Origin of the sequence: Bradyrhizobium genosp. L, assembly GCF_015624485.1 — a bacterium.
Classification (GTDB): Bacteria; Pseudomonadota; Alphaproteobacteria; order Rhizobiales; family Xanthobacteraceae; genus Bradyrhizobium.
Genome location: NZ_CP061378.1, coordinates 5,565,293 through 5,585,449, shown reverse-complemented (window position 1 = coordinate 5,585,449; position 20,157 = coordinate 5,565,293). Strand labels below are relative to the sequence as shown.

The 20,157-nt window shown below is 64.6% G+C and carries 20 protein-coding genes; 7 read left to right on the top strand and 13 right to left on the bottom strand.

Annotated features, from left to right (window positions below; genetic code table 11):
* Window positions 1-91 precede the first annotated feature (91 nt).
* Together IC762_RS26685 and IC762_RS26680 are read right to left on the bottom strand one after the other, a co-directional pair.
* Window positions 92-1,369, bottom strand: a complete 1,278-nt coding sequence (locus IC762_RS26685) for a multidrug effflux MFS transporter (protein WP_195785159.1) — start codon at window positions 1,367-1,369, stop codon at window positions 92-94.
* Between the two features lie 269 nt (window positions 1,370-1,638).
* A complete protein-coding gene (locus IC762_RS26680) occupies window positions 1,639-3,468 on the bottom strand; it encodes an aminopeptidase P family protein (RefSeq protein ID WP_195790304.1) in 1,830 nt (609 codons plus the stop codon).
* A gap of 260 nt (window positions 3,469-3,728) precedes the next feature.
* Here IC762_RS26680 and IC762_RS26675 point away from each other — a divergent pair, with 260 nt between their 5' ends.
* A complete protein-coding gene (locus IC762_RS26675; protein ID WP_195785158.1) occupies window positions 3,729-3,944 on the top strand; it encodes a hypothetical protein in 216 nt (71 codons plus the stop codon).
* 29 nt (window positions 3,945-3,973) lie between these two features.
* On the opposite strand, the gene IC762_RS26670 is transcribed toward IC762_RS26675, so the two are convergent.
* Window positions 3,974-4,480: a hypothetical protein gene (locus IC762_RS26670; RefSeq protein ID WP_195785157.1), complete on the bottom strand. Its 507-nt coding sequence runs from the start codon at window positions 4,478-4,480 to the stop codon at window positions 3,974-3,976.
* Window positions 4,477-5,361, bottom strand: a complete 885-nt coding sequence (locus tag IC762_RS26665) for a 50S ribosomal protein L11 methyltransferase (protein ID WP_195785156.1) — start codon at window positions 5,359-5,361, stop codon at window positions 4,477-4,479. The genes IC762_RS26670 and IC762_RS26665 overlap by 4 nt, the downstream gene beginning before the upstream one ends.
* 179 nt (window positions 5,362-5,540) lie before the next feature.
* On the opposite strand from IC762_RS26665, the gene IC762_RS26660 reads away from it, so the two are divergent.
* Window positions 5,541-5,705: a Flp family type IVb pilin gene (locus tag IC762_RS26660; protein WP_195785155.1), complete on the top strand. Its 165-nt coding sequence runs from the start codon at window positions 5,541-5,543 to the stop codon at window positions 5,703-5,705.
* 518 nt (window positions 5,706-6,223) lie between these two features.
* On the opposite strand, the gene IC762_RS26655 is transcribed toward IC762_RS26660, so the two are convergent.
* Window positions 6,224-7,831, bottom strand: coding sequence for a phytoene desaturase family protein (locus tag IC762_RS26655; protein WP_195785154.1), 1,608 nt, complete (start codon window positions 7,829-7,831; stop codon window positions 6,224-6,226).
* 172 nt (window positions 7,832-8,003) lie between these two features.
* Between IC762_RS26655 and IC762_RS26650 the strand changes: the two genes are divergently transcribed.
* From IC762_RS26650 to IC762_RS26640, 3 genes are all read left to right on the top strand, one after another.
* Window positions 8,004-8,726, top strand: coding sequence for a hypothetical protein (locus IC762_RS26650; RefSeq protein WP_195785153.1), 723 nt, complete (start codon window positions 8,004-8,006; stop codon window positions 8,724-8,726).
* Between the two features lie 6 nt (window positions 8,727-8,732).
* Entirely contained in the window at window positions 8,733-9,107 is a 375-nt protein-coding gene (locus tag IC762_RS26645) for a DUF6915 family protein (protein ID WP_195785152.1), read from the top strand.
* A 105-nt stretch (window positions 9,108-9,212) separates the two neighbouring features.
* Window positions 9,213-11,474, top strand: a complete 2,262-nt coding sequence (locus IC762_RS26640) for a spermidine synthase (protein WP_195785151.1) — start codon at window positions 9,213-9,215, stop codon at window positions 11,472-11,474.
* Between the two features lie 112 nt (window positions 11,475-11,586).
* On the opposite strand, the gene IC762_RS26635 is transcribed toward IC762_RS26640, so the two are convergent.
* Window positions 11,587-12,174: a TetR/AcrR family transcriptional regulator gene (locus tag IC762_RS26635; RefSeq protein WP_195785150.1), complete on the bottom strand. Its 588-nt coding sequence runs from the start codon at window positions 12,172-12,174 to the stop codon at window positions 11,587-11,589.
* 147 nt (window positions 12,175-12,321) lie between these two features.
* On the opposite strand from IC762_RS26635, the gene IC762_RS26630 reads away from it, so the two are divergent.
* Window positions 12,322-12,879, top strand: coding sequence for a DUF308 domain-containing protein (locus IC762_RS26630; protein ID WP_195785149.1), 558 nt, complete (start codon window positions 12,322-12,324; stop codon window positions 12,877-12,879).
* A 30-nt stretch (window positions 12,880-12,909) separates the two neighbouring features.
* Here the strand turns inward: IC762_RS26630 and IC762_RS26625 are convergent, their stop codons facing one another.
* The 5 genes from IC762_RS26625 to IC762_RS26605 form a co-directional block, all read right to left on the bottom strand.
* Complete coding sequence (locus IC762_RS26625; protein ID WP_195785148.1) at window positions 12,910-13,752, bottom strand: alpha/beta fold hydrolase; 843 nt, start codon at window positions 13,750-13,752, stop codon at window positions 12,910-12,912.
* 340 nt (window positions 13,753-14,092) lie between these two features.
* Entirely contained in the window at window positions 14,093-14,896 is an 804-nt protein-coding gene (locus tag IC762_RS26620; RefSeq protein WP_195785147.1) for a L,D-transpeptidase, read from the bottom strand.
* Window positions 14,897-15,143: 247 nt separating this feature from the next.
* A complete protein-coding gene (locus IC762_RS26615) occupies window positions 15,144-16,097 on the bottom strand; it encodes a M28 family peptidase (RefSeq protein ID WP_195785146.1) in 954 nt (317 codons plus the stop codon).
* Window positions 16,098-16,100: 3 nt separating this feature from the next.
* Window positions 16,101-16,718, bottom strand: a complete 618-nt coding sequence (locus IC762_RS26610; protein ID WP_246801264.1) for a fused MFS/spermidine synthase — start codon at window positions 16,716-16,718, stop codon at window positions 16,101-16,103.
* On the bottom strand, window positions 16,715-17,653 hold the full coding sequence (locus IC762_RS26605; RefSeq protein WP_195790302.1) for a spermidine synthase: 939 nt from the start codon (window positions 17,651-17,653) through the stop codon (window positions 16,715-16,717). Before IC762_RS26605 ends, IC762_RS26610 begins: the two co-directional genes overlap by 4 nt.
* A gap of 223 nt (window positions 17,654-17,876) precedes the next feature.
* Here IC762_RS26605 and IC762_RS26600 point away from each other — a divergent pair, with 223 nt between their 5' ends.
* Window positions 17,877-18,206, top strand: coding sequence for a hypothetical protein (locus IC762_RS26600; RefSeq protein WP_195785145.1), 330 nt, complete (start codon window positions 17,877-17,879; stop codon window positions 18,204-18,206).
* Between the two features lie 109 nt (window positions 18,207-18,315).
* Here the strand turns inward: IC762_RS26600 and IC762_RS26595 are convergent, their stop codons facing one another.
* Window positions 18,316-19,077, bottom strand: a complete 762-nt coding sequence (locus IC762_RS26595; protein WP_195785144.1) for an ABC transporter permease — start codon at window positions 19,075-19,077, stop codon at window positions 18,316-18,318.
* A gap of 155 nt (window positions 19,078-19,232) precedes the next feature.
* Entirely contained in the window at window positions 19,233-20,156 is a 924-nt protein-coding gene (locus IC762_RS26590) for an ABC transporter ATP-binding protein (protein WP_195785143.1), read from the bottom strand.
* Window position 20,157 lies beyond the last annotated feature (1 nt).

The window sequence follows — 20,157 nt, the reverse complement described above, 5'->3', positions numbered from 1 at the left end:
GAGACAGCGGTAGGATACGGATAGGCCGCGGTGTACTGGGTCCCCCGCTTTCGCGGAGGACGACAGTGGAGAGTGAGGCGCGAGCTGCCCCTCACATGATCCCGGTCTCTTCCTCTTCCGCCTGCTCGATCAGCTGCTCGCTCACGATCACGTTCCGCCGCGGCACGATGAAGATCATCGTGCAGGCGCAGGCGATCGAGATCGCGAAGATTGCCGCGGTCAGCGGCAATGTCGTTGACGAGTGGCCGCCGAGATAGGCGCCGAATTGCGAGATCAGCGCGCCGATGCCCTGCTGCAGGAAACCCATGGCGCCGGAGGCGGTGCCGGCGGCTTCGGGGCGGATCGAGATGGCGCCGGCGGCGGAGTTGGCCATCGTGAAGGCGTTGGCGACCATCACGATCATCTGGGTACCGAACAGCCAGAGCGGCGCCTGGTTCACCCCGGTCAGGCTCCAGACCAGGTTCAGCAGGCTGCCGCCGAGCTGCAAAGCGAGGCCGAACCAGATCAGCCGTTCCAGCGAGTGCCGCGGCGCGAAGCGGACGCAGAGCAGATTGCCGACCAGATACGCAAATCCCGTCGTCGCGAACCACGCGCCATATTCGGCGCTGCTGCGGCCCATCTGCGTGACGACGATGTAGGGGCCGCCGCCGGCGAAGGCGAAAATGATCTGCGAGGACAGCACCTGGCACAGCATGTAGCCGACGAAGGCGCGGTTCGACAGCAGCCTGCCGAGATCGCCGCGAAAGCTCGGCGTGTCGGCGCGTTCGCGCCGCGTTTCGGGCAGTGCCAGCGCGATGAAGACGGTGACCGTCAGCGACGCTGCGGTGATCAGGATGAGGATGGCGCGCCAGCCGAACGCGATATCCAACAGGCCGCCGGTCAGCGGGCTCACCATCTGCGCGATCATCAGCGCAGCGACCACCAGTGAGATCATGGCGCCGACCCGCTCGCGCGGATAGAGATCGCGGATGATGGCGCGGCTGATCACCATGCCGCTGGCGCCGCCGAGCGCCTGGAAGAAGCGCGCCGCGATCAGCTGCGGCAGGGTGTCGGCGAACACCGAGCCGATCCCCGCCACCACCATCAGGCCGAGACCCGACAGCAAGACGGGGCGCCGGCCGAACTTGTCGGACAGCGGCCCCATGATCAGCTGCGACAGCGCGATGCCGACCATATAGAGCGACACCGTCATCTGCGCGACCGAGATGTCGCGCCCGAACGTGGTCGCGAGCACCGGCAGCGCCGGAACCAGCATGTAGAGCGAGATCGGCGCCACGCCCGTCATCACGACGAGCATCAGCAGCATGACCTTCGATGCCGCGATGTTGTCTTGTGCCATGCCGGGCGGCTTGCCCATCACGCCGTGCATTCAGGTCCGTTTCCGTTGTGTGAATCCGACTGTAGCGATCCCGGTCGGGCGGAATACGTGCGTTTCGGCATGCGCCCATGCGAATTCGGGAAGCGCACCGATGGATATTTCGTCTCGCGCAACAATCCCCGCTGTCGTCCTCCGCGAAAGCGGGGGACCCAGTATTCCAGAGGCAGATGTCGTTGAGCCGATGGGCCGCGGCGTACTGGATCCCCCGCATGCGCGAGGGACGACACCGAGTGTGTGGTCGCTTGCAGCCCGACGACCGACTACTTCAACTCCGCCGTCGCCTCATCCAGCCACAGCCGCGTTGCGTTGTCGTCGAGATGCGGGCGCACCGTGTTGACGACGCGGGCGTGGTAGTCGTTGAGCCACTTCAATTCGTCCGGGCTCAGCATGGTGACGTCGATCAGCCTGCGGTCGATCGGGGCCAATGTCAGCGTCTCGAACGCGTTGACCGGCTTCTCGGCACCGGTGATGTCGGTGCCGACAACGAGCTCGAGGTTCTCGATCCTGATGCCGAAAGCATCGGTCTTGTAGTAGCCGGGCTCGTTGGACAGGATCATGCCGCGCTTCAGCGGCGTGGTGCCGAGCTTCGAGATTCGCGCCGGCCCTTCATGGACCGAGAGATAGCTGCCGACGCCGTGGCCGGTGCCGTGCTCGAAATCGACGCCGGCCTGCCAGAGATATTGCCGCGCCAGGGTGTCGAGCTGCGCACCGGTGGTGCCGTCGGGGAAGATCGCGCGCGCGATCGCGATATGGCCGCGCAGCACGCGGGTGAAGCGGTCGCGCATCTCGTCGGTGGGCGTGCCGATCGCGATGGTGCGGGTGACGTCGGTGGTGCCGTCCTCATATTGCGCGCCGGAATCGATCAGCAAGAGATCGCCGGGCTCGATCCGTCGGTTGCTCTTGCGGGTGACGCGGTAGTGCACGATGGCGCCGTTCGGCCCGGTGCCGGAGATGGTCGGGAACGAGACGTCCTTCAGCGCGCCGGTCTGGCGGCGGAAGGTCTCCAGCGCCTCGACGGCGTCGATCTCGGTGAGCTTGCCCGCAGGCGCTTCGCGGTCGACCCAGGCAAGGAAGCGCGTCAGCGCCACCGCGTCGCGCTGGTGCGCCGTCCGGGTGCCCTCGATCTCGGTGATGTTCTTCACCGCCTTCAAGAGTGCGATCGGATCGCTGCCGCGCACCGGCTTGCCGCCGGCGTGCTGGATCAGCCGGCTCAGCGCGTCGGCCGCGGTGGCGCCGTCGAGCGCGATCGACGCGCCGCGCTTCGCAAGTTCGGTGAGCCTCTGCGCCAGCGCCGCCGGCTCCTCGACATCGGCGGATTGCTCGAGATGGTCGTGCGTCGCGTTGGAGAGCTTGCGATGATCGATGAACACCACCGGCCGGCCGTCCTTCGGCACCAGCGCATAGGACAACGGCAACGGCGTATGCGAGACGTCGGCGCCGCGGATGTTGAAGGTCCAGGCCACCGCATGGCTGTCGGAGAGCACCAGCGCCTCGACGCCGAGCTTGTTGATCTCGAGCCGGATGCGCTTCAGCTTCTCCGCCTCGATCTCGCCGGAGAACTGCGCGCCGTGGACGCTGACAGGGCCGAGCGGCGGCGCCGGCCGTTCGTGCCAGATCGCATCCACCGGGTTGCTCTCGACTGCGACCAGTTCGGCGCCGGCCTTGGCGCACGCGGCGGCGAGCCGCTCCGCTGCGGCTGTCGTGTGCAGCCACGGGTCGAAGCCGAGCCGGTCGCCGGCTTCGAGATGCCGCGTCAGCCAGTGTTCCGGCGGCGGATCGACCAGCGGCTCGATCTGCCAGGCCTTGCGGTCGACCTGCTTGCCGGCCTGCAGCGTGTAACGGCCGTCGACGAAAACCGCGGCCTCCTTGGCGAGCACGATCGCGAGCCCGGCCGATCCGGTGAACCCGGTCAGCCAGGCCAGCCGCTCCTCGGAGGGCGCGACATATTCGTTCTGCTGCTGGTCGGCGCGGGGAACCACGAACCCGGTCAGCTTGCGGCGGGTCAGCTCCTCGCGGACGGCGCTCAGGCGTGCGGCCAGCGCCACACCGCCTTCGGGCTCCTCGAATGTCTGGAAATGGGCTTCGAACATCGCCTTCGCACTTTCTTCGGATGGCAGCATGATCCTTGCGCAGACTTGCCGCGAGGGAAAACCGCTTTCCACGCGCCCCGATCATGCCTAAGCTCGGTGGACAAAATCCGCAAAGCGGCCGGCATGTCCACAATTCTGCATCATCTATGCTTGAATCGTGGCATATTGGGAATGGCCTGACGGCGTCACCTGCGCACCGTTCGGCCGAAAGTACGGGGAGTGTCCAGGAGTGTCTCAACTCAACGGTGAGGAGATGCACGATGCCTGCATTCACGTTTGAGAAGATTTTACCGCCGGGCCGCCGCAGCCCGGTCGCGCCCGCCGTACACGAGCAATCGGAATCAAAGCCGCGCGGCCTCATGGTCCAGATGCTGGACCGCTTCGTCGAAGCACGCATCAGGCGCAAGATCGTTGAAGACAAGGCAGGCGAAGACAAGGTCGCGATCGTCAGCCGCGATCCCGCAGCCTCCGAATAGCAGCGCGACGCGCAAATTGCGGCTTCAAACTACCGCTCTACCTCGGATGCCTTCACCACCGTCGCATTGATCACCCTGGCGCCTTCGAGCTCCCGCACGATCCGCTCGTCGGGGCCGACAATGCCGAGATCGAATTCGCGCTCCGCCGTCACCAACGTCATGCGCTGGCCGACGATCACGACCAGCGTCATGTCGAGCGTCTCTCCGGACATTGCCCACTCTCCGAGCTCGCTGCGGAACGGTTCCTTGCGCCAGGCGTCGGGAAAGCCGGGATCGCAGCGGACCTCGAGCCCGTCCTCGGATGTGGTCAGGACCAGCTTCGATCGGCTCGGCTTCCAGTGCTCGTCGAGGTGCTCGTTGACGAGCCAGACGCAGGCGAAGCTCCGGCATTCGCCCGGCCGGTCGGCGTAGATCCGGCAGCCGCGGCCAGGCTTGCAATGCGGGCACCACGCGCTGGCGGGCTTTGCCAGTTGCTCGATCGCCATCACCTTGCAGCAGAGCGTGCAGTCGCCGCACTGTCTGCCGGGGGCAGTCATTTCACCTTGCGCAGCAGCAGGCTGCTCCAGCCTTCAATTTTGAGATGCCTGAGCGGCACCAGCCCGCGGGCACGGTAGGCGGCGATCACCGCCGGCGCCTGGTGCGTCAGCAGGCCGGAGAGGATGACCTGCGCCGACGACGCCAGGTGGCGCGCCATCGGTCCGGCCAGCTGCCTTAACGGGTTGGCAAGGATGTTGGCGAGCACGAGGTCGAACGGCCCGTCGGCGGCGAAGCGCGGCGCGGCAAAGCCGGTGGCCCGGATCACGTCCACCAGCGGGCTCGTTTCGTTCAATCGGGCATTTTCCGCGGCCACCCGCACCGACGGCGGGTCGATGTCGCTCGCCAGCACCTTGCCGTGCAGCGCCTTGGCGGCGGCGATCGCCAGCACGCCAGTGCCGGTGCCGAGGTCGAGCACGCGGCGCGGCTGATAGGCCTTCAGGACGTGGTCGAGCAGCAGCAGGCAGCCGCGGGTGGTGCCGTGATGGCCGGTGCCGAAGGCGAGTGCCGCCTCGATCTCGATGCCGAGCTTGTTCGGCGGGATTTTGGGACGGTCATGCTGGCCATGGACCACGAAACGCCCGGCCGGGACCGGGACCAGGTCCTGCAGACTGGCCTTCACCCAATCCTTCGCCTCCACGGTGTCGAAGATCATGCTGGCTGCGACATCCTGTCGCACAGCTTGTCCGATCAGGTCGCGCAGCAGCGCTTGGTCCGGCGCCTCGGCAAAGTGGACGGTGACGTCCCAGCGCCCATCGGGCCGCTCGAACGCCGCGAAGGCGGCCTGATCCTCGTAAAACGCCTCGGAAAGCGCTTCTACCGCGCGCTTTGCGGTCGATTCATCCGGCAGGGTGAGGCTGGCGCGGTGGGTGGCAGGGGTCATGGCTGCCGGTAGCGCAGTCTTTGCTCCAAATTCAACTCAGATTTCATTCGATTTTCTCGGAAATGGAACGGGAACCCGTTTAAACAACTTTAGATTTTACCGTATTATTACTGGTTCCGGAACCGGAACCCCGAGTTCCCTACGAAATCAAACATCGAAACCATGGGCAGGACTTTGTCATGAAGGCTTTTGTTGTTGAGTTTTTGCGCGATGAATCCGGCGCGACCGCGATCGAATACGGCCTGATCGCAACCGGCATCGCAATTGCCATCATCGCGGCGGTGAACGGCGTCGGCTCGGCGCTGAGTGGAACCTTCAATTCGATTAGCGGTTCGCTCAAGTAACGAACTCCTGACGGCGTTCTCAGGACACCGGGCGGCATCACGCGCCCGGTGTTTTCTTTTTGGGGGCAAGGGCGCGGTTCGTCGTCCCATGGATGTCCACAGGTTGTCCGCAGATTTGCCAACAGGCTATCCAGTCCTGTGCGGCGAGGTTGTCAGCCGGTGCTCCACTGCCTGCCCGGTAGTGTCTCAGTTTGAATTTTCCGCACGCGGATAGCCTTGATACCCGGGGCACATGCAATCCTTGCAACTGCATCTGTCGCCCTCATGATGATGATACCCGATCGGATGTTGGCAATGGATGCAAATTCCCTGCAAATCGCTGGGCTCGCGCTGGCCAGAACTATCCCTAAGATCATCCATCGTCACCCTCCCTTGCTAAGCTTGCCGCTAAGCGGAGACACTACCGCCTGCCCACAGCGATCTCCACCGGACATCCCGCCGTGACACGGGCGTCAGTCCACCGCCGATCCACCGGCTCTCCACAGACCTATCCACCGGGTTGCCGCGCGACCCGCGGCCTATCCGAACAGCGCGCGGTGGTCGGCCAAGATCGCCTTTGCGGCATTGTGGCCGGGGGCGCCGGTGACGCCGCCGCCGGGGTGGGCGCCGGAGCCGCAATGGTAGAGGCCCTTCAGGGGGCCGCGGTAGTCGGCGTGGCCGAGCATCGGCCGCGCCGAGAACAGCTGGTTGAGCGACAATGCGCCGTGGAAGATGTCGCCGCCAAGCAGCCCGAACTGCCGCTCGAGGTCGAGCGGCGACAGGATCTGGCGGCCGACCACGCTTGCGGCAAAGCCCGGCGCGTACTGGTCGACGGTTGCGATCATGAGGTCGGCGACCGCCTCGCGATGGTCGTCCCAGGATTTGCCGTCGGGCAGCTCCGGCGCGACGTGCTGGCAGAACAGGCTCGCGACATGCTGGCCCGGCGGCGTCAGGCTGTCGTCGAGCGTCGAGGGGATCAGGACCTCGACGACCGGCGCGCGGCTCCAGCCGAATGCGCGCGCGTCCTGCCAGGCGCGGTCCATGTAGCCGAGATCAGGCGCGATGATGATGCCGGCGGTGAGGTGATCGCCCGCCCCGGGGAGCGCGCTGAACGAAGGCAGGCTCTGAAGCGCAACATTCATTCGGAACGTGCCCGAGCCGTTGCGCCAGCGCGCGATGCGTGCGGAAAATTCCGCGGTCAGCGCGCCCGCCGGCACCAGCCGGGTATAGAGCAGCTTCGGATTGACGTTCGACACGACATATCTGGCGCGGATGGTCTCGCCATTGTCCAGGATGACGCCCACCGCGCGATCCTTCTCGACGATCACCTCGCGCACGCCGGCGTCGGTGGTGATCTCGACGCCATGGCTGCCTGCCGCGTGCGCCATCGCCTGCGTGATCGCGCCCATGCCGCCGATGGCGTGGCCCCAGACGCCCTTCTTGCCGTTCACCTCGCCGAAGGCGTGGTGCAGCATCACATAGGCCGAGCCCGCCGCATACGGGCTGGCATAATTGCCGACGATGGCATCGAAGCCGAACAGCGCCTTGACCAGGTCGCTTTCGAAGCGCTCGTCGAGCATCTCGCCGGCCGAGCGGGTGAACAGGTCGAGCAGGTCGCGCTGCTGCTCCAGCGACAGGTGCCGCAGGATGTTGGCGGTGCCGAGCGCGTTGAAGGCCTCGCCCATTGCGCCGAGGCCAAAGCCCTCGACGATGTTGGGCGGCGCGCGCAGCACGAATTGCCGCAGCACGTCCGCGATGGCTTCGAGTTCGGCCGAGAACGCGCCGATCGCGTCGGCGTCGTGCGCGCTGAGTTTCGCGACCGAGTCCCGGGTGCGGCCTTCGCCGGTCAGGAGATAGCTGCCGTCGGGCGCGGGCAGGAAATTCTGGGCGCGGCGCTCGACGATCCTCAACCCGTGCTCGGCGAGTTTCAGGTCAGACATAATCTGCGGGTTGAGCAAACTCACCGTGTAGGCGGCAACCGAATTGCGAAACCCCGGACAGAATTCTTCCGTGACCGCGGCGCCGCCGACCACCTTGCGCCGCTCCACGACCTTCACGCGCAAGCCCGCCATCGCGAGATAGGCCGCGCAGGTGAGGCCGTTGTGGCCGGCTCCGATGATGACGACGTCATATTCGCGATTGGGCATTGCGCTTCTAATGGCTGAACAGTGTGATCCGACCACCGCCCGCGATGTCTGAGCAGCAGAATGGTCACAAGCCGTACCACTCCGAATACGATCGTTCGACAACATTTGCGCGGGCGGCTAGCCTTTCTGCAGGCAGGATTCGTTCATTCGAGCTGCGGGGCAGGGAGCGCCAATGCCGTTCATCTTTGATGAAAGTGAGATCGTTTGGCCCGAAGATGGTTCCGAGCTGCCGGCGCCGCGCGCCGACGAGTTTGTCTATCTGCCGGCGCCGATCTATCGCGGCTATGATCAGGAGCATGATCCAGTTCATTTTTCGCTGGACGTCCCGCCCGAGCCGTCAACTCCCAAGAACATCTCGCTTCCGCGCCTGAGCTTCTGGAATCGCTTGCTTGGTCGGAAGCTGCCGGCCGCACAGGTCGCACAATCTGCTGCGGCCGAGACTGCGGCGCGGACGGCTCAGGGGACATTCCGCCGTCAGCGGCTCCTTGCCGTCAGCGTGCCGGAACTGCGCGATCTCGGTGTCCGGCAGCTTTACTGTCGATATGATGGGGGCGGTGATGAGGGCTTCGCGTGGCTCGATCACGCGAAGCTTGCCGCAGGTGGCACGCTCGACGCGAATGCGTTGGTGCAGCAACTGACGGATCGCGGTCTTCTTGATCGGCTGGTGACCCACGGCGTGATGACGAGGAATGAGGGCCGCAGCGAGCGCGACAGAGTTGCTATCTTTGTTCACCAGTGGTTGTCGCAGGAATTTGCATCGATGCTGCTCAGCGGCGGCTTCGGCACGGGTGAGTACACCATGTATGGAGCCTTCACGGTTGATCTCGACAACTGTACCGTGACCGACGACCCTGGCGCCGATCCCGTGACGCAAAATCGAAAGATCGCGAGGTAGCCGGCGATGGCGCATCCCTATCATCACGCAGTTCGCTCGGCCCGTCTGTTCGGCGGCGTACCTGAGGATTATCTCCCGATCCACGACTGGTTCGACGAGAGCAAGGCACATCTTGCCGATGTGCGGCACCGCGCGCTCCGTCATCACAGCGAAGGCATCTTCCTCTGCGAGACGATTTTCGGCGCGACGCTGACCAACAGTGTCGGCAAGCAGGTGCCGGTGCGCACGGTCGGCGAACAGCACGTCAAAGACGATCTTGGCTGGATCCCGTCGGTCAAGGATTGGCTGCAACATCTGGAAATGCAGCCCTGGATGGGACGGACGCCGTTTCGGCCGCAGACGGACGAAGCCGGCGCGGCCGATGACGTTCGTGTGACCTGAACAGCTCAAGCGATTGGCATCGGCGGCCGAGTTGCCCGTCGTATGGCGCTATGGTCCAATGCGATCGCCCGGTGTTGATCTGCCGGATTGAGACCGGGAGCCTTCATGACGTCTGAGCCGTCCGCCTCGCGAAACCGGCTGGTGCTGGTTGTCTACACGGCTGCGATCTTCGTCAGCGCGCTGCTGCTGTTCTCGGTGCAGCCGCTGTTCACCAGGATGGTGTTGCCGCGGCTCGGCGGCTCGCCGGCGGTGTGGTCGGTGGCGATGGTGTTCTTCCAGTCGCTGCTGCTCGCCGGCTATGCCTATGCGCATCTGCTGATGAAGCTGAAGCGCCGCGCCGTTCCGGTCGCGGTGCATCTGGTGCTGCTCGTGGTCGCGCTGCTGACGCTGCCGCTGGCGATCAAGAGCGGCTGGGGCGAGCCGCCGACCTCGGGCTACGCGCTCTGGCTGCTCGGCCTGTTCGCGGTCTCGATCGGGCTGCCGTTCTTCGCGCTCGCCGCCAACAATCCGCTGCTGCAGGCCTGGTTCGTGCGCACCGGCCATCCCGATGGTCCCGATCCGTATTTCCTCTACGCCTCCTCGAACATCGGCAGCTTCCTGGCGCTGCTGTCCTATCCGGTGCTGCTGGAGCCGATGTTCACGCTGCGCACCCAGAACCTGATCTGGACCTGCGGCTATGGCCTCCTGATCGTGCTGATCGCGGGCTGCGGCATCTTGCTGCTGCGGGCGCCTGCCGGCACGGCCGCGCTCAACCTGGACGGTGACGATGCGGAGCGTCCGGCGCCGTCGTGGCTGCTGCGCTTGCGCTGGATTTTCCTCGCCGCGGTGCCGTCGGGTCTCCTGATCGCGGTGACCGCGCATATCTCGACGGACGTCGCGGCTGCGCCGCTGCTCTGGGTGCTGCCGCTGTCGCTCTATCTGTTGACCTGGGTGCTGGTGTTCCAGTCGCGCCCGCTGCTGCCGCATCGGTGGATGCTGCTGTTACAGCCGCTGGCGATCGCCGGTGTCGTCGTGCTGCTCGCCGTCGGTGGCGAGCAGAACCTGCTGCTGACGCTCGGCGGCCACCAGCTCTGCTTCTTCATCATTGCGATGGCCTGCCACGGCGAGCTGGCGCGCACGCGCCCCGCGGCGAAATATCTCACCGGCTTCTATGTCGCGCTGTCGTTCGGCGGCATGATCGGCGGGCTGTTTGCGGGCCTGATCGCGCCGTTCACCTTCTCCTGGGTCGCCGAATATCCGATCCTGCTGGCGCTCGCCGCGCTGTGCCGTCCTGCCGGCAACGAGCGGCTGCCGCGCTGGAGCGCATGGTACTGGCCGTTCCTCGCGGTGCTGGCGGCGGTGCTGATCGGGCCGTCCTATCTGACCGGAAAACCGTTCAACTGGATCGACGACTGGCGGGTCTGGGTGATCGGCGGCGTCGGCGTGCTCTCGGCGCTGCTGGCGCTCGCGCTCAACGCGGGTCGCTGGAAGATCTTCGCCACCGTCGTGGTCGCGCTGGTGCTGCTGCGCGCCTATCCCTCCGATGACGGCCGGGTCGAGACCGTGCGCAGCTTCTTCGGCGTGCACAAGATCGTGGTGACGCCGAGCGGGCAGTATCATGTGCTGATGCACGGCACCACGATCCACGGCGCGCAAAAATTCAGGAACGACGACGGCTCGCCGGTTACCGGGCGGCCGGAGCCGATCAGCTACTACCACAAGGACGGTGGCATCGGGCAGGCGATCACGGCGATGCGCGAGCGCAAGGGCGCCCCGCTGAAGGTGGCGGTGATCGGGCTCGGCTCGGGCACGCTGACCTGCGCGTCACAGCCCGGCGAGGACTGGAAGTTCTTCGAGATCGACCAATCCATGGTCGATACCGCGCGCGACCCGAAATATTTCACCTACATCCAGAACTGCGAGCCGAACCTGAAGCCGGTGATCGGCGACGCGCGGCTGACCTTCGCCAAGGAGCCCGACGGCATCTACGATCTCATCATCGTCGACGCCTATTCGTCGGACGCGATCCCGATCCACCTCGCGACCGAGGAGGCGATGGCGATCTACAAACAAAAGTTAGCCCCGCAGGGCGCCGTCGTGATGCACGTCTCCAACCGGCACCTCGAGCTCGCCAGCGTCGTGGTCGGCATCGCCGACGCCAACGAGATGAAGAGCTGGGTCTACAGCGAGGATTCCGGCCGCGACAACGAGTACATCTTCTCGACCTCGGTCGTGGTCTCCGCGCGCGACGAGGCCGACGTCGGCAAGCTCGCCTCCTCCGAGGTCTGGGCCGAGACCGAGCCGACCGAGAACCAGCGGGTGTGGACCGACGATTATTCCAACGTGCTGGGCGCGGTCTACCGCCGCCTGCGCGACGGCGAGCAGTAGGCCGATCGGCTTTAAAGCGCGATGAGATTCGGATGAATCGTCATCGCGCTTTAGTTCCTTGTTTGAGCATGATCTTTCCGGAAAACCGCTTCACACTTTTCCGGATCATGCTCTAGCGATCCGCTTTCAGCAGCCTGCCGATCTGGGCGTCGACGATTGCGCTGAACAGTCCGGGATCACTGAGAGCCCGCGCAGAGAGCATCGCGCCATGAACCGATGCCATCAGCACATGGGCTTCCTCGTCCGGCCGCTTGTCCAACCGGAACAGCTGCTGCTCCGATCCGGCTTGCAGCACCGACGCAAGCCATCTCGCGAGATGATGGAAATAGGCACGGACGCGCGATGCGACCTCGTCCGGCAGCATCTGCATCTCGCCGGCAAGCATGGCACAGACGCAAAACGGCAGCGAAGCATCGCGAATGCACGTCCGCCAGAAGTTCAGGTAGGACTGCAATTGGTCGGCGGGGCTGGAGAACTGCTCCTGAACGGCCTTCAAACCTGCTTCCGTCTGCTGCCGGTAGCGATCCACCAACACCGCGACCAGCTCGGCCTTGGTCGGGAAGTGATGGTGGATGCTCGCCTTCCTGATCCCGATCGCATCCGAGATGTCGGCATAGCTGAATGCGTTATAGCCGCCCGCGACGATAAGGGACTGCGCGACGTCGAGAATCCGCTCTGAAGTCGAAGCTATCGATTCCATATCGTCGCCTACCTTCTAGTAGGTAAATTGTCAAGGCGATTACGGCGTCGCATTCCTCACAAGTTCTTCACTAGGAGATGTCCGAATGCCGGATTGACTCGCAACGTTGCCTTCCTACTAGTAGGAAGGCAAACAAGGAGCCAATCGATGCAAAGCCACCCTTCGACGCAAGCCAGCTGGCTGCGATCCTACTATCTCGGACGTGCCGTATTCTCGATCGCCTGGATTGCGGCCGCCGTTCTCTTCAAGGGGCAGCCCAGCCTGGTCGCGTTTCTGCTCGTGATCTACCCGGTATGGGACGCCGTCGCCAATCTGGCTGACGCCCGGGTCAATGGCGGCCTGATCGCCAACCCGTCCCAGACGTTGAACGTCGGGGTCAGCGCGCTCGCGGCGCTTGCCGTGATCGCCGCAGTCAGCCACAGCGCGTATGCCGTTCTGGGCGTGTTCGGGGTTTGGGCCGTTCTCGCGGGCGTGCTGCAACTGTCCACGGGAGCAAGACGCTGGCGTCACACCGGCGCGCAATGGGCGATGATCCTGAGTGGCGCGCAGTCGGCCCTCGCCGGTGGCTACATGATCAGCCGATCCCTCGGCACCGTTGCGCCGACGATTCTCGATATCGCCCCCTATGCCGGTTTCGGCGCGTTCTACTTCCTGCTGTCCGCAATCTGGCTCGTCGCGCTGGGTTATCGCAACGCGCATGCCTAGCCGCTGCCGGCTCGCATCGGAGCGCGCCGGCTATTTCTTCTCCGCCGGCGCGGCGTTGGCCGCGCCTGGCGCTGCCGCGGAGAGCAGCGGCAAGGTCGATCCGCCGTCATCCTCGTCGAGGAATTGCTCGACGCCGGCCTGGATCGACGATTTGACGCTGTCGGGACCGCGATCGCTGAGATCGTTGTGCTGCGCCCCGGTCTTGACCACCTTGATGCCGGCCTTGGCGAGGGTCTCGTCGTCGGGAATGACGCCCGGATCGGTCTTGAAGTTCGGATCCTTGGAGCGGAACGACAGGATCTTGATCTTGCCGCTGGTGACGAAGGGAACGCGCAGATTGTCCAGCGTGACGACCTTCTTGACCAGGTCCGGATGCTGCTTGGCGAAGTACATCGAGATGTCGCCGCCGTTGGAATGGCCGATCAGGGTCAGATGGCGATAGTCGGCGTTCGGATAGACCTTCTTCAGCTCGTCGATCGCGCACATGATGTTGAACACGCCGCGATTATACTGCATGCGGCGGCCGACATATTCCTCGCCGACCTGGGTCACCATCGGCGCGTCGGTGTCGAGATCGTGCTGGATTGAAACCACGAGATAGCCGCGCGAGGCGAAGGTGTTGGTCAGGAACGAGTACTCGGTGTTCTTGACGGTGTTGCCGTGGCTCAGGATCGCGACCGGCAGCTCGATCATCTCGGCGGTGGCCTGCATCTCGCGGTCGCGGCGCACCGAGACCTGGACCGTGACGTCGCGGTCGTCGCGCAGCATGTCGTGGAAGGTCAGCGTGGTGTGGCGGATGGCCCAGCGGTCCGCGGTGAAATAGGCCGCGATCGCCACCGCGCACAGGCAAAGCACGACAATGCCCCGTTTCATTGTAACCCCTGATCTGGTTGCGGCGCGCGCCGCGACGTGGCCCGGAAAACCATCACGCACTCCGCATCGAGCGGCCCTCAGGGGCCAGGCGGGCGTTTCTCGTCGCGGGATATCGGCCTATTTTTACAGTCGCATGACGGTCTCACGACAGGCCACGGCGGCCCGCTATCCGCAGCGCGGGCGAGGGTCACAAGCAGGTGAGGTGGGTCACCGGTGGGAAAAGTGGGCCGAGTTCGGGCATGGCGAGCACCGGTCGGCGCGCCAATGCAGGCCGCATGAGCGCAGCGTTTATCCGGATCGCTGGCCCATGCGAGCTACGCCGTCACGAGGTCAGGTCGTCTCAGTCCTGATAGGTGTAGAAGCCGCGCGGCTGGTAGTACTGCCGCGGCTGCTGCTGGTAGTAGCCCGGCTGCGGCGCCGGCGCGTAGCCCTGGTTGCCGTAATACTGCTGCTGGCCGTAGCCTTGCTGCCCGTAACCTTGCGCATCGTAGACACGGCGGCTGGACGGCGGCGCCGGGTAGCGCTGCTCGGTCGAGCTGCCGTCGGCGGGATAGATATAGCCGTCGTCGGCGCGCGGCTGTGCCGGATAGACCCGCGGTTGCGGCGTCAGCACCACGGGATCGCCCGCGGCGGCCTGCTGCTCGTCAACTTGCTGCGGCGCGCGGCGGGCCACGGCGGTAGTGTTGCGGCCACGCGGATTGCGCGCCAGCGCGACCTGGGCCGAACCGGTCAGCGTCACCGTGGTGTTGAGCACGCCTTCCTTCTCGACCAGCGCATAGAGCGTGGTGGCATTGTCGCGCGACAGCCGCACGCAGCCATGCGACGCCGGCGTGCCGAGGCGGCCGACCGAGTCGGTGCCGTGAATCGCGTGTCCGATCTTGGTGAAGAAGATCGAGTGCGGCATCGGCGCGTCGTCGAATTCCTTGGAGTAGTGATCCTCCTCCATCCGGAAGGCGCGGAAGCTGCCGTTCGGCGTCTCGCGAGAGGGGATGCCGGTCGAGACCGGCCAGTGATAGCGCTCGACGCCGTCGACTGCGACGGTCATCTGCTGATTGTCCTTGTCGACGGTGATATCGACCTTGGCCTGGGCCGCGCCGGCGGTGAACAGCATCACGGATGTGAATGCAATGAGGAAGGAACGCATCTTACCTTAGGCCTCCAGGCCTGATCGCTGTACCGCGGCTCTCCGTCCCCCGGCATTGAATATGCACGGAAACCGGCTTTGGTTCCAGAGCCCCAACAAGCCATCGTTAATCCGGCGCGCGGCGCAAACAAGGCGGAAGCGGGCGCGGCCGGATCACGCCGCGCTGACTTTTTCGCGAGCGCAGCCGCGGTTTTGGCCACAATTCACCGAAAGTGAGCTCTCCACCGGCTGGCCGGCCGGCGCCCGCTCAGGGCAAATAGAGATATCTCAACAAGGTGCGCCCCACCGCCTCCAGGCTATGCACCGAGCATTTGTCGGGCGTGTCCTCGGTGGTGTTGTAGAACGGCTCGTATTCGAAATCGATCACGACGAAGCTCGGAATGCCCGCGACCTGAAACGCGGTGTGGTCGTCCTCGATCGAATAGGGCACCGGCTCTTTCTCGAAGGCGTCGGGCGCGATCTGCATCCCGATGTCCCAGAACTTCTTCACCTCGGCCGGCGCCGCGTGCAGCCCGGATTGCTCGGCGTGCAGGTGCAGGTCGCGGTCGCAGACCATGTCGAAGTCGAGCATCTTCTCCGGTTTGGCGTTCGGATAGAAGTCGGAGAGGTGCCCGGTGAAATACGGCGAGCCGACCGAGTAGAAGTTCGGATCGCCGGCGCCCATCGAGATCGGGCCTTCCTCGCCGTCGAAGAGGATCATGTCGATCCCGACCGGCGGCGCCTCAGGCATCTCCGACAGCACGCGCGCGGTCTCCAGCAGCACGGCAACGCCGGAGGCGGAATTGTTGGCGCCCGGCATCGGCGCATCCGGATGCTTGGCATCGCGATAGGCCTTGATGATGCTGTCGTAATGCGTGGCGACGATGACGCGGCGCGGATTGGCCGGATTGAAGCGGGCGACGATGTTGGTCATCGCCATGGTGCGGCCGGCCTCGTGCGCGATCCAGGACTGCGGCTTGATGGTGTCGAACTTGGTCTTCTTCAGCTCGGTCGTGATGTAGTCGATGGCCTGCTGGTGGCCGGGCGTCTCCATCGCGCGCGGCGTGAAGCGCAAGAGGTCGACGATGGTGGCGAGCGCACGCTTGCCGTCCCAGGACTCCAGCTTGATCTGGTCGGCGCTGCTCTCGGCGCATAGCGGCCCGGGCGCGAGCAGCAGCAACGCGGCGACGAAGGCGAGCCGGAGGCGGAGGTTCTTCAGCATCGTTCAGACCTCGTTTGGCTGCCGTGCCGGCGCCATGAACAGCAACGCGGCACAGGCCGCAAGCGTGACCGCGAAGATATAGGTGATGTTGCGCGAGCCGATCGACGGAATCAGGATGAACGTCGTCAGCAGGGTGCCGGCGACATTGCCGATGGTGGAGACGCCGTAGACACGCCCCGCCACACGGCCGGCCTCATGCGCCGACCGGGTCAGCAGGCTGACGGCGATCGGCGAGAAGGTGCCGAGCAGCGACAGCGGCACCAGCAGCAGCGCGGCCGAGGCCGACAGCGTCGCGGCGGGACCGTCGCCGATGCGGGCCAGGATCGTCTGCATGACGGCGTCGGCGGAGGCCGGCACCAGCGCGAGCCAGCAGGCCGCGACCAGGATCGCGGTGCCGATGGCGCGCTGCGACGAAAACCGGTCGACGATGGCGCTCCCGACAAAATAGCCGACGGCAAGCGCGCATAGCACCGTCGAGATCAGGCTGGCCCAGGTGCCGATACCGCCGCCGAAATACGGGAACAGATAGCGGCTGCCGAGCATCTCGAAACCCATCAGGACGCCGCCGGCGACGAAGGCGATCAGGTAGATGGTCGGCGCGAGCGCGCGGGACGCCCTCAAGGTAGCTTCCTGTTGTGCCGTTCGATGGCTTTCAGCGTTTCGACGGGAGCGAAATCGTCGGTCAGCACCTTGGCCTTGGCGTCGATCGTCTGGGTATCGTTGAGGTCGATGCGCTTGCGACCGGCGAGCATGGCGGCGAGCGGGTAGCGCAGGCCGAGCATCTTGTCGCGCATGCCTGCGACGGCGGCGAGGTCGTCCGCCTTCCGCTCTGCGCCGTCATAGGCGACGGTCACGAGATTGTCGTCCGAACTGTCGTTGGTCTTGTAGAGCTCGATCTGCGGAAACACCGCGCCGATCGTCCTGACGGCGGAATCGAACAGCATGGTATCAGGGTCGACGTTCTGCACCACGACGCCGCCCTCGGCGAGGTGGTCCTTGACGATCTGGTAGAATTCCCTGGTCATGAGATGGAACGGCACGAACGGGCCGCGATAGGCATCGATCAGGATGACGTCGTATCTGTCCTTTGACTGCGACAGGAACAGGCGGCCGTCTTTCGCCTCGAGGTCGAAGTTCGGCTCGTCCTTGATCCCGAAATATTTCCGCGCGAGCTCCAGCACGGCAGGGTCGAGTTCGACCGAGGTCACGCGGACATCGGGCAGACAGCGGTGCAGGTACCAGGCGACGCGGCCGCCGCCGAAACCGATCTCGAGGATCGAATGCACGTCCTTGGCGTACATCAGCGCCGTGGTCATGAACCTCGTATAGGGGATCGGCAGGATGCGGTCGTCGCCGGTGTCGAACACGCTCTCGGTGTAGAGTTGCTTGTTGTGCCCGAACGTCATGATCATGTAGGGCGCGCGCTGATACACATAGATGTTGTTGTAGAGCGACTCCCGGGATTCCAGCAGCGTCTCCTTCTGCTGCGCGGACACCGCGCCGATGCCGAGACATGCGGCTGCGAGCGCGCCGAGGAATATCGAGCGGATGAACATCAAGACACTGCTTCCTTGAAAACCGATTGCTTTGAAAAACCGAAGGATAGCCGGGCGGAGCTTCATAGACCATCGCGGCGGAGCGGAACAGGGAAAGTCATCAGCGCCGCGAGAGCTGCCGGGCTAGACCTTGGTACGGGGGCGGTCGCGCAACCATTTGGCCGCTCAGACGTTTCATCGTCCCACCCGGCGGCGCCATCGCGCCGCATTCCAAGGATTCAAGATGAACAACATCAAGGTTAAGACCGCGGCCATCGCTCCCGCTGGCCTCTCCGCGCGGCTCCTGCTCGCAGCCGGAGCCCTCGCGCTCGGCCTGCTGGCGATCCCTCATGCCGGCCATTCCCAGGGCATCGTGCGCGGCGCGCAGGAAGGTGCCTATCAAGGTAACCGGGCGGCAGGGCCGGTTGGCGGCGTGGTCGGCGGAGCCATCGGCGCCGGCGTCGGTGGCGCGGTCGGCGCGGTCGACGGCATTCTTGGAATTCCCGATCGCGGCTACCGCCGGGGCCATCGCTGCCGCGGCTATTACCGTCACGGCCACTTCCACTGCTACTGAGCCAGAGTCATTCCGGGGCATGCGAAGCATGAACCCGGAATCTCGTGCCACCATCTTCGAGATTCCGGGTTCGCGCTAAGGCGCGCCCCGGAATGACTTGCTTCGCAAGTCAATTCTTCAGCCGATAACCGGTCCGGAAAATCCAGGCCACGATGACCATGCAGAGCACCAGGAAGGCCACGGTCATGCCGAGGCTGACCGCGACGCTGACGTCGGCGATCTCGAAGAAGCTCCAGCGGAAGCCCGAGATCAGGTAGACCACCGGATTGAACAGGGTGATGGTGCGCCAGCCTGACGGCAGCATGTTCACCGAATAGAAGCTGCCGCCGAGGAAGGTCAGCGGCGTCACCACCAGCATCGGGATCATCTGCAGCTTCTCGAAGCCGTCGGCCCAGATGCCGATGATGAAGCCGAACAGGCTGAAGGTGACGGCGGTCAGCACCAGGAAGGTCAGCATCCAGATCGGATGATTGATATGCAGCGGAACGAATAGCCCGGCGGTCGCCAGGATGATCAGCCCGAGGATGATCGACTTGGTGGCGGCGGCGCCGACATAGCCGAGCACGATCTCGAAATAGGAGATCGGGGCCGACAGGATCTCGTAGATGGTGCCGGCGAATTTCGGGAAGTAGATGCCGAACGAGGCATTCGAGATGCTCTGGGTCAAGACCGACAGCATCACGAGCCCGGGCACGATGAACGTGCCGTAGCTGACGCCTTCGACCTCGGTGATGCGCGAGCCGATCGCGGCGCCGAACACCACGAAATACAGCGAGGTCGAGACCACGGGCGAGACGATGCTCTGCAGCAGCGTGCGCCAGGTGCGCGCCATTTCGAACAGATAGATGGCCCGGATCGCGCGGAAATTCATGGCGCCCTCACCAGCGATCTGATTGCGAAGTTCGCATGAATTTGCGGCGCCCCTGATGCGAACTTCGCAATCAGAGCGCTGGAAGATTTATGATCCCGGTGCGGCATGGAGTTTGAAGTTCCTATGAAGCGGGTGCGGCAAAACTGATAGGAACTTCAAACTTGCCGCACCAGGCTGACGAAGATGTCTTCCAGCGAAGACTGCTTGGTGTCGAGATCGGAGATCCGGATCCCGGCATTGCGGAGGTCGTTGAGCAGGCTGGTGATGCCGGTGCGGTCGCCCTTGGTGTCGTAGTCGTAGGTCACCGCGCGGCCGTCGGCGGACAGTTCGAGATGGTAGGCGGCCAGTGCAGGCGGAACGGCATCGAGCTTGTTTTGCAGTTGCAGCGTCAGATGCTTCTTGCCGAGCTTCTCCATCAAGGTCGCCTTGTTCTCGATCAGGATGATCTCGCCCTTGTTGATGACGCCGATCCGGTCGGCCATCTCCTCGGCTTCCTCGATGTAGTGGGTGGTCAGGATGATGGTGACGCCGGAGGCCTGCAGCGTGCGCACCACCTCCCACATGCCCTTGCGCAATTCGACGTCGACGCCGGCCGTGGGCTCGTCGAGGAACAGGATCTGCGGCTCGTGCGACAGCGCCTTCGCGATCATCACGCGGCGCTTCATGCCGCCGGACAGGGTGATGATCTTGTTGTCCTTCTTGTCCCACAGCGAGAGGTCCTTCAGGACCTTCTCGATGTAGGCGGGATTCTTCGGCTTGCCGAACAGGCCGCGGCTGAAGCTCACCGTGCCCCACACCGACTCGAACGCGTCGGTGTGCAGCTCCTGCGGCACCAGCCCGATCATCGACCGCGCCGCGCGATAATCCGTGATGATGTTGTGGCCGTCGATCAGGATGGTGCCCTGGCTCGGATTGGCGATGCCGCAGATGATGCTGATCAACGTGGTCTTGCCGGCGCCGTTCGGCCCGAGCAGCGCAAAGATCTCGCCCTTGGCGATCTCGAGGTTGATGTCGTTCAGCGCCTTGAAGCCGGAGCCGTAGGTTTTCGAAAGATGGGAGACGGAGATGATCGGCGGCATG

What these genes read in the sequence shown, in the direction of transcription:
- IC762_RS26685 (WP_195785159.1), bottom strand. Translation starts at nt 1,369, where the DNA reads ATGCACGGCGTGATGGGCAAGCCGCCCGGCATGGCACAAGACAACATC.
- IC762_RS26680 (WP_195790304.1), bottom strand. Translation starts at nt 3,468, where the DNA reads ATGTTCGAAGCCCATTTCCAGACATTCGAGGAGCCCGAAGGCGGTGTG.
- IC762_RS26675 (WP_195785158.1), top strand. Translation starts at nt 3,729, where the DNA reads ATGCCTGCATTCACGTTTGAGAAGATTTTACCGCCGGGCCGCCGCAGC.
- IC762_RS26670 (WP_195785157.1), bottom strand. Translation starts at nt 4,480, where the DNA reads ATGACTGCCCCCGGCAGACAGTGCGGCGACTGCACGCTCTGCTGCAAG.
- IC762_RS26665 (WP_195785156.1), bottom strand. Translation starts at nt 5,361, where the DNA reads ATGACCCCTGCCACCCACCGCGCCAGCCTCACCCTGCCGGATGAATCG.
- IC762_RS26660 (WP_195785155.1), top strand. Translation starts at nt 5,541, where the DNA reads ATGAAGGCTTTTGTTGTTGAGTTTTTGCGCGATGAATCCGGCGCGACC.
- IC762_RS26655 (WP_195785154.1), bottom strand. Translation starts at nt 7,831, where the DNA reads ATGCCCAATCGCGAATATGACGTCGTCATCATCGGAGCCGGCCACAAC.
- IC762_RS26650 (WP_195785153.1), top strand. Translation starts at nt 8,004, where the DNA reads ATGCCGTTCATCTTTGATGAAAGTGAGATCGTTTGGCCCGAAGATGGT.
- IC762_RS26645 (WP_195785152.1), top strand. Translation starts at nt 8,733, where the DNA reads ATGGCGCATCCCTATCATCACGCAGTTCGCTCGGCCCGTCTGTTCGGC.
- IC762_RS26640 (WP_195785151.1), top strand. Translation starts at nt 9,213, where the DNA reads ATGACGTCTGAGCCGTCCGCCTCGCGAAACCGGCTGGTGCTGGTTGTC.
- IC762_RS26635 (WP_195785150.1), bottom strand. Translation starts at nt 12,174, where the DNA reads ATGGAATCGATAGCTTCGACTTCAGAGCGGATTCTCGACGTCGCGCAG.
- IC762_RS26630 (WP_195785149.1), top strand. Translation starts at nt 12,322, where the DNA reads ATGCAAAGCCACCCTTCGACGCAAGCCAGCTGGCTGCGATCCTACTAT.
- IC762_RS26625 (WP_195785148.1), bottom strand. Translation starts at nt 13,752, where the DNA reads ATGAAACGGGGCATTGTCGTGCTTTGCCTGTGCGCGGTGGCGATCGCG.
- IC762_RS26620 (WP_195785147.1), bottom strand. Translation starts at nt 14,896, where the DNA reads ATGCGTTCCTTCCTCATTGCATTCACATCCGTGATGCTGTTCACCGCC.
- IC762_RS26615 (WP_195785146.1), bottom strand. Translation starts at nt 16,097, where the DNA reads ATGCTGAAGAACCTCCGCCTCCGGCTCGCCTTCGTCGCCGCGTTGCTG.
- IC762_RS26605 (WP_195790302.1), bottom strand. Translation starts at nt 17,653, where the DNA reads ATGTTCATCCGCTCGATATTCCTCGGCGCGCTCGCAGCCGCATGTCTC.
- IC762_RS26600 (WP_195785145.1), top strand. Translation starts at nt 17,877, where the DNA reads ATGAACAACATCAAGGTTAAGACCGCGGCCATCGCTCCCGCTGGCCTC.
- IC762_RS26595 (WP_195785144.1), bottom strand. Translation starts at nt 19,077, where the DNA reads ATGAATTTCCGCGCGATCCGGGCCATCTATCTGTTCGAAATGGCGCGC.
- IC762_RS26590 (WP_195785143.1), bottom strand. Translation starts at nt 20,156, where the DNA reads ATGCCGCCGATCATCTCCGTCTCCCATCTTTCGAAAACCTACGGCTCC.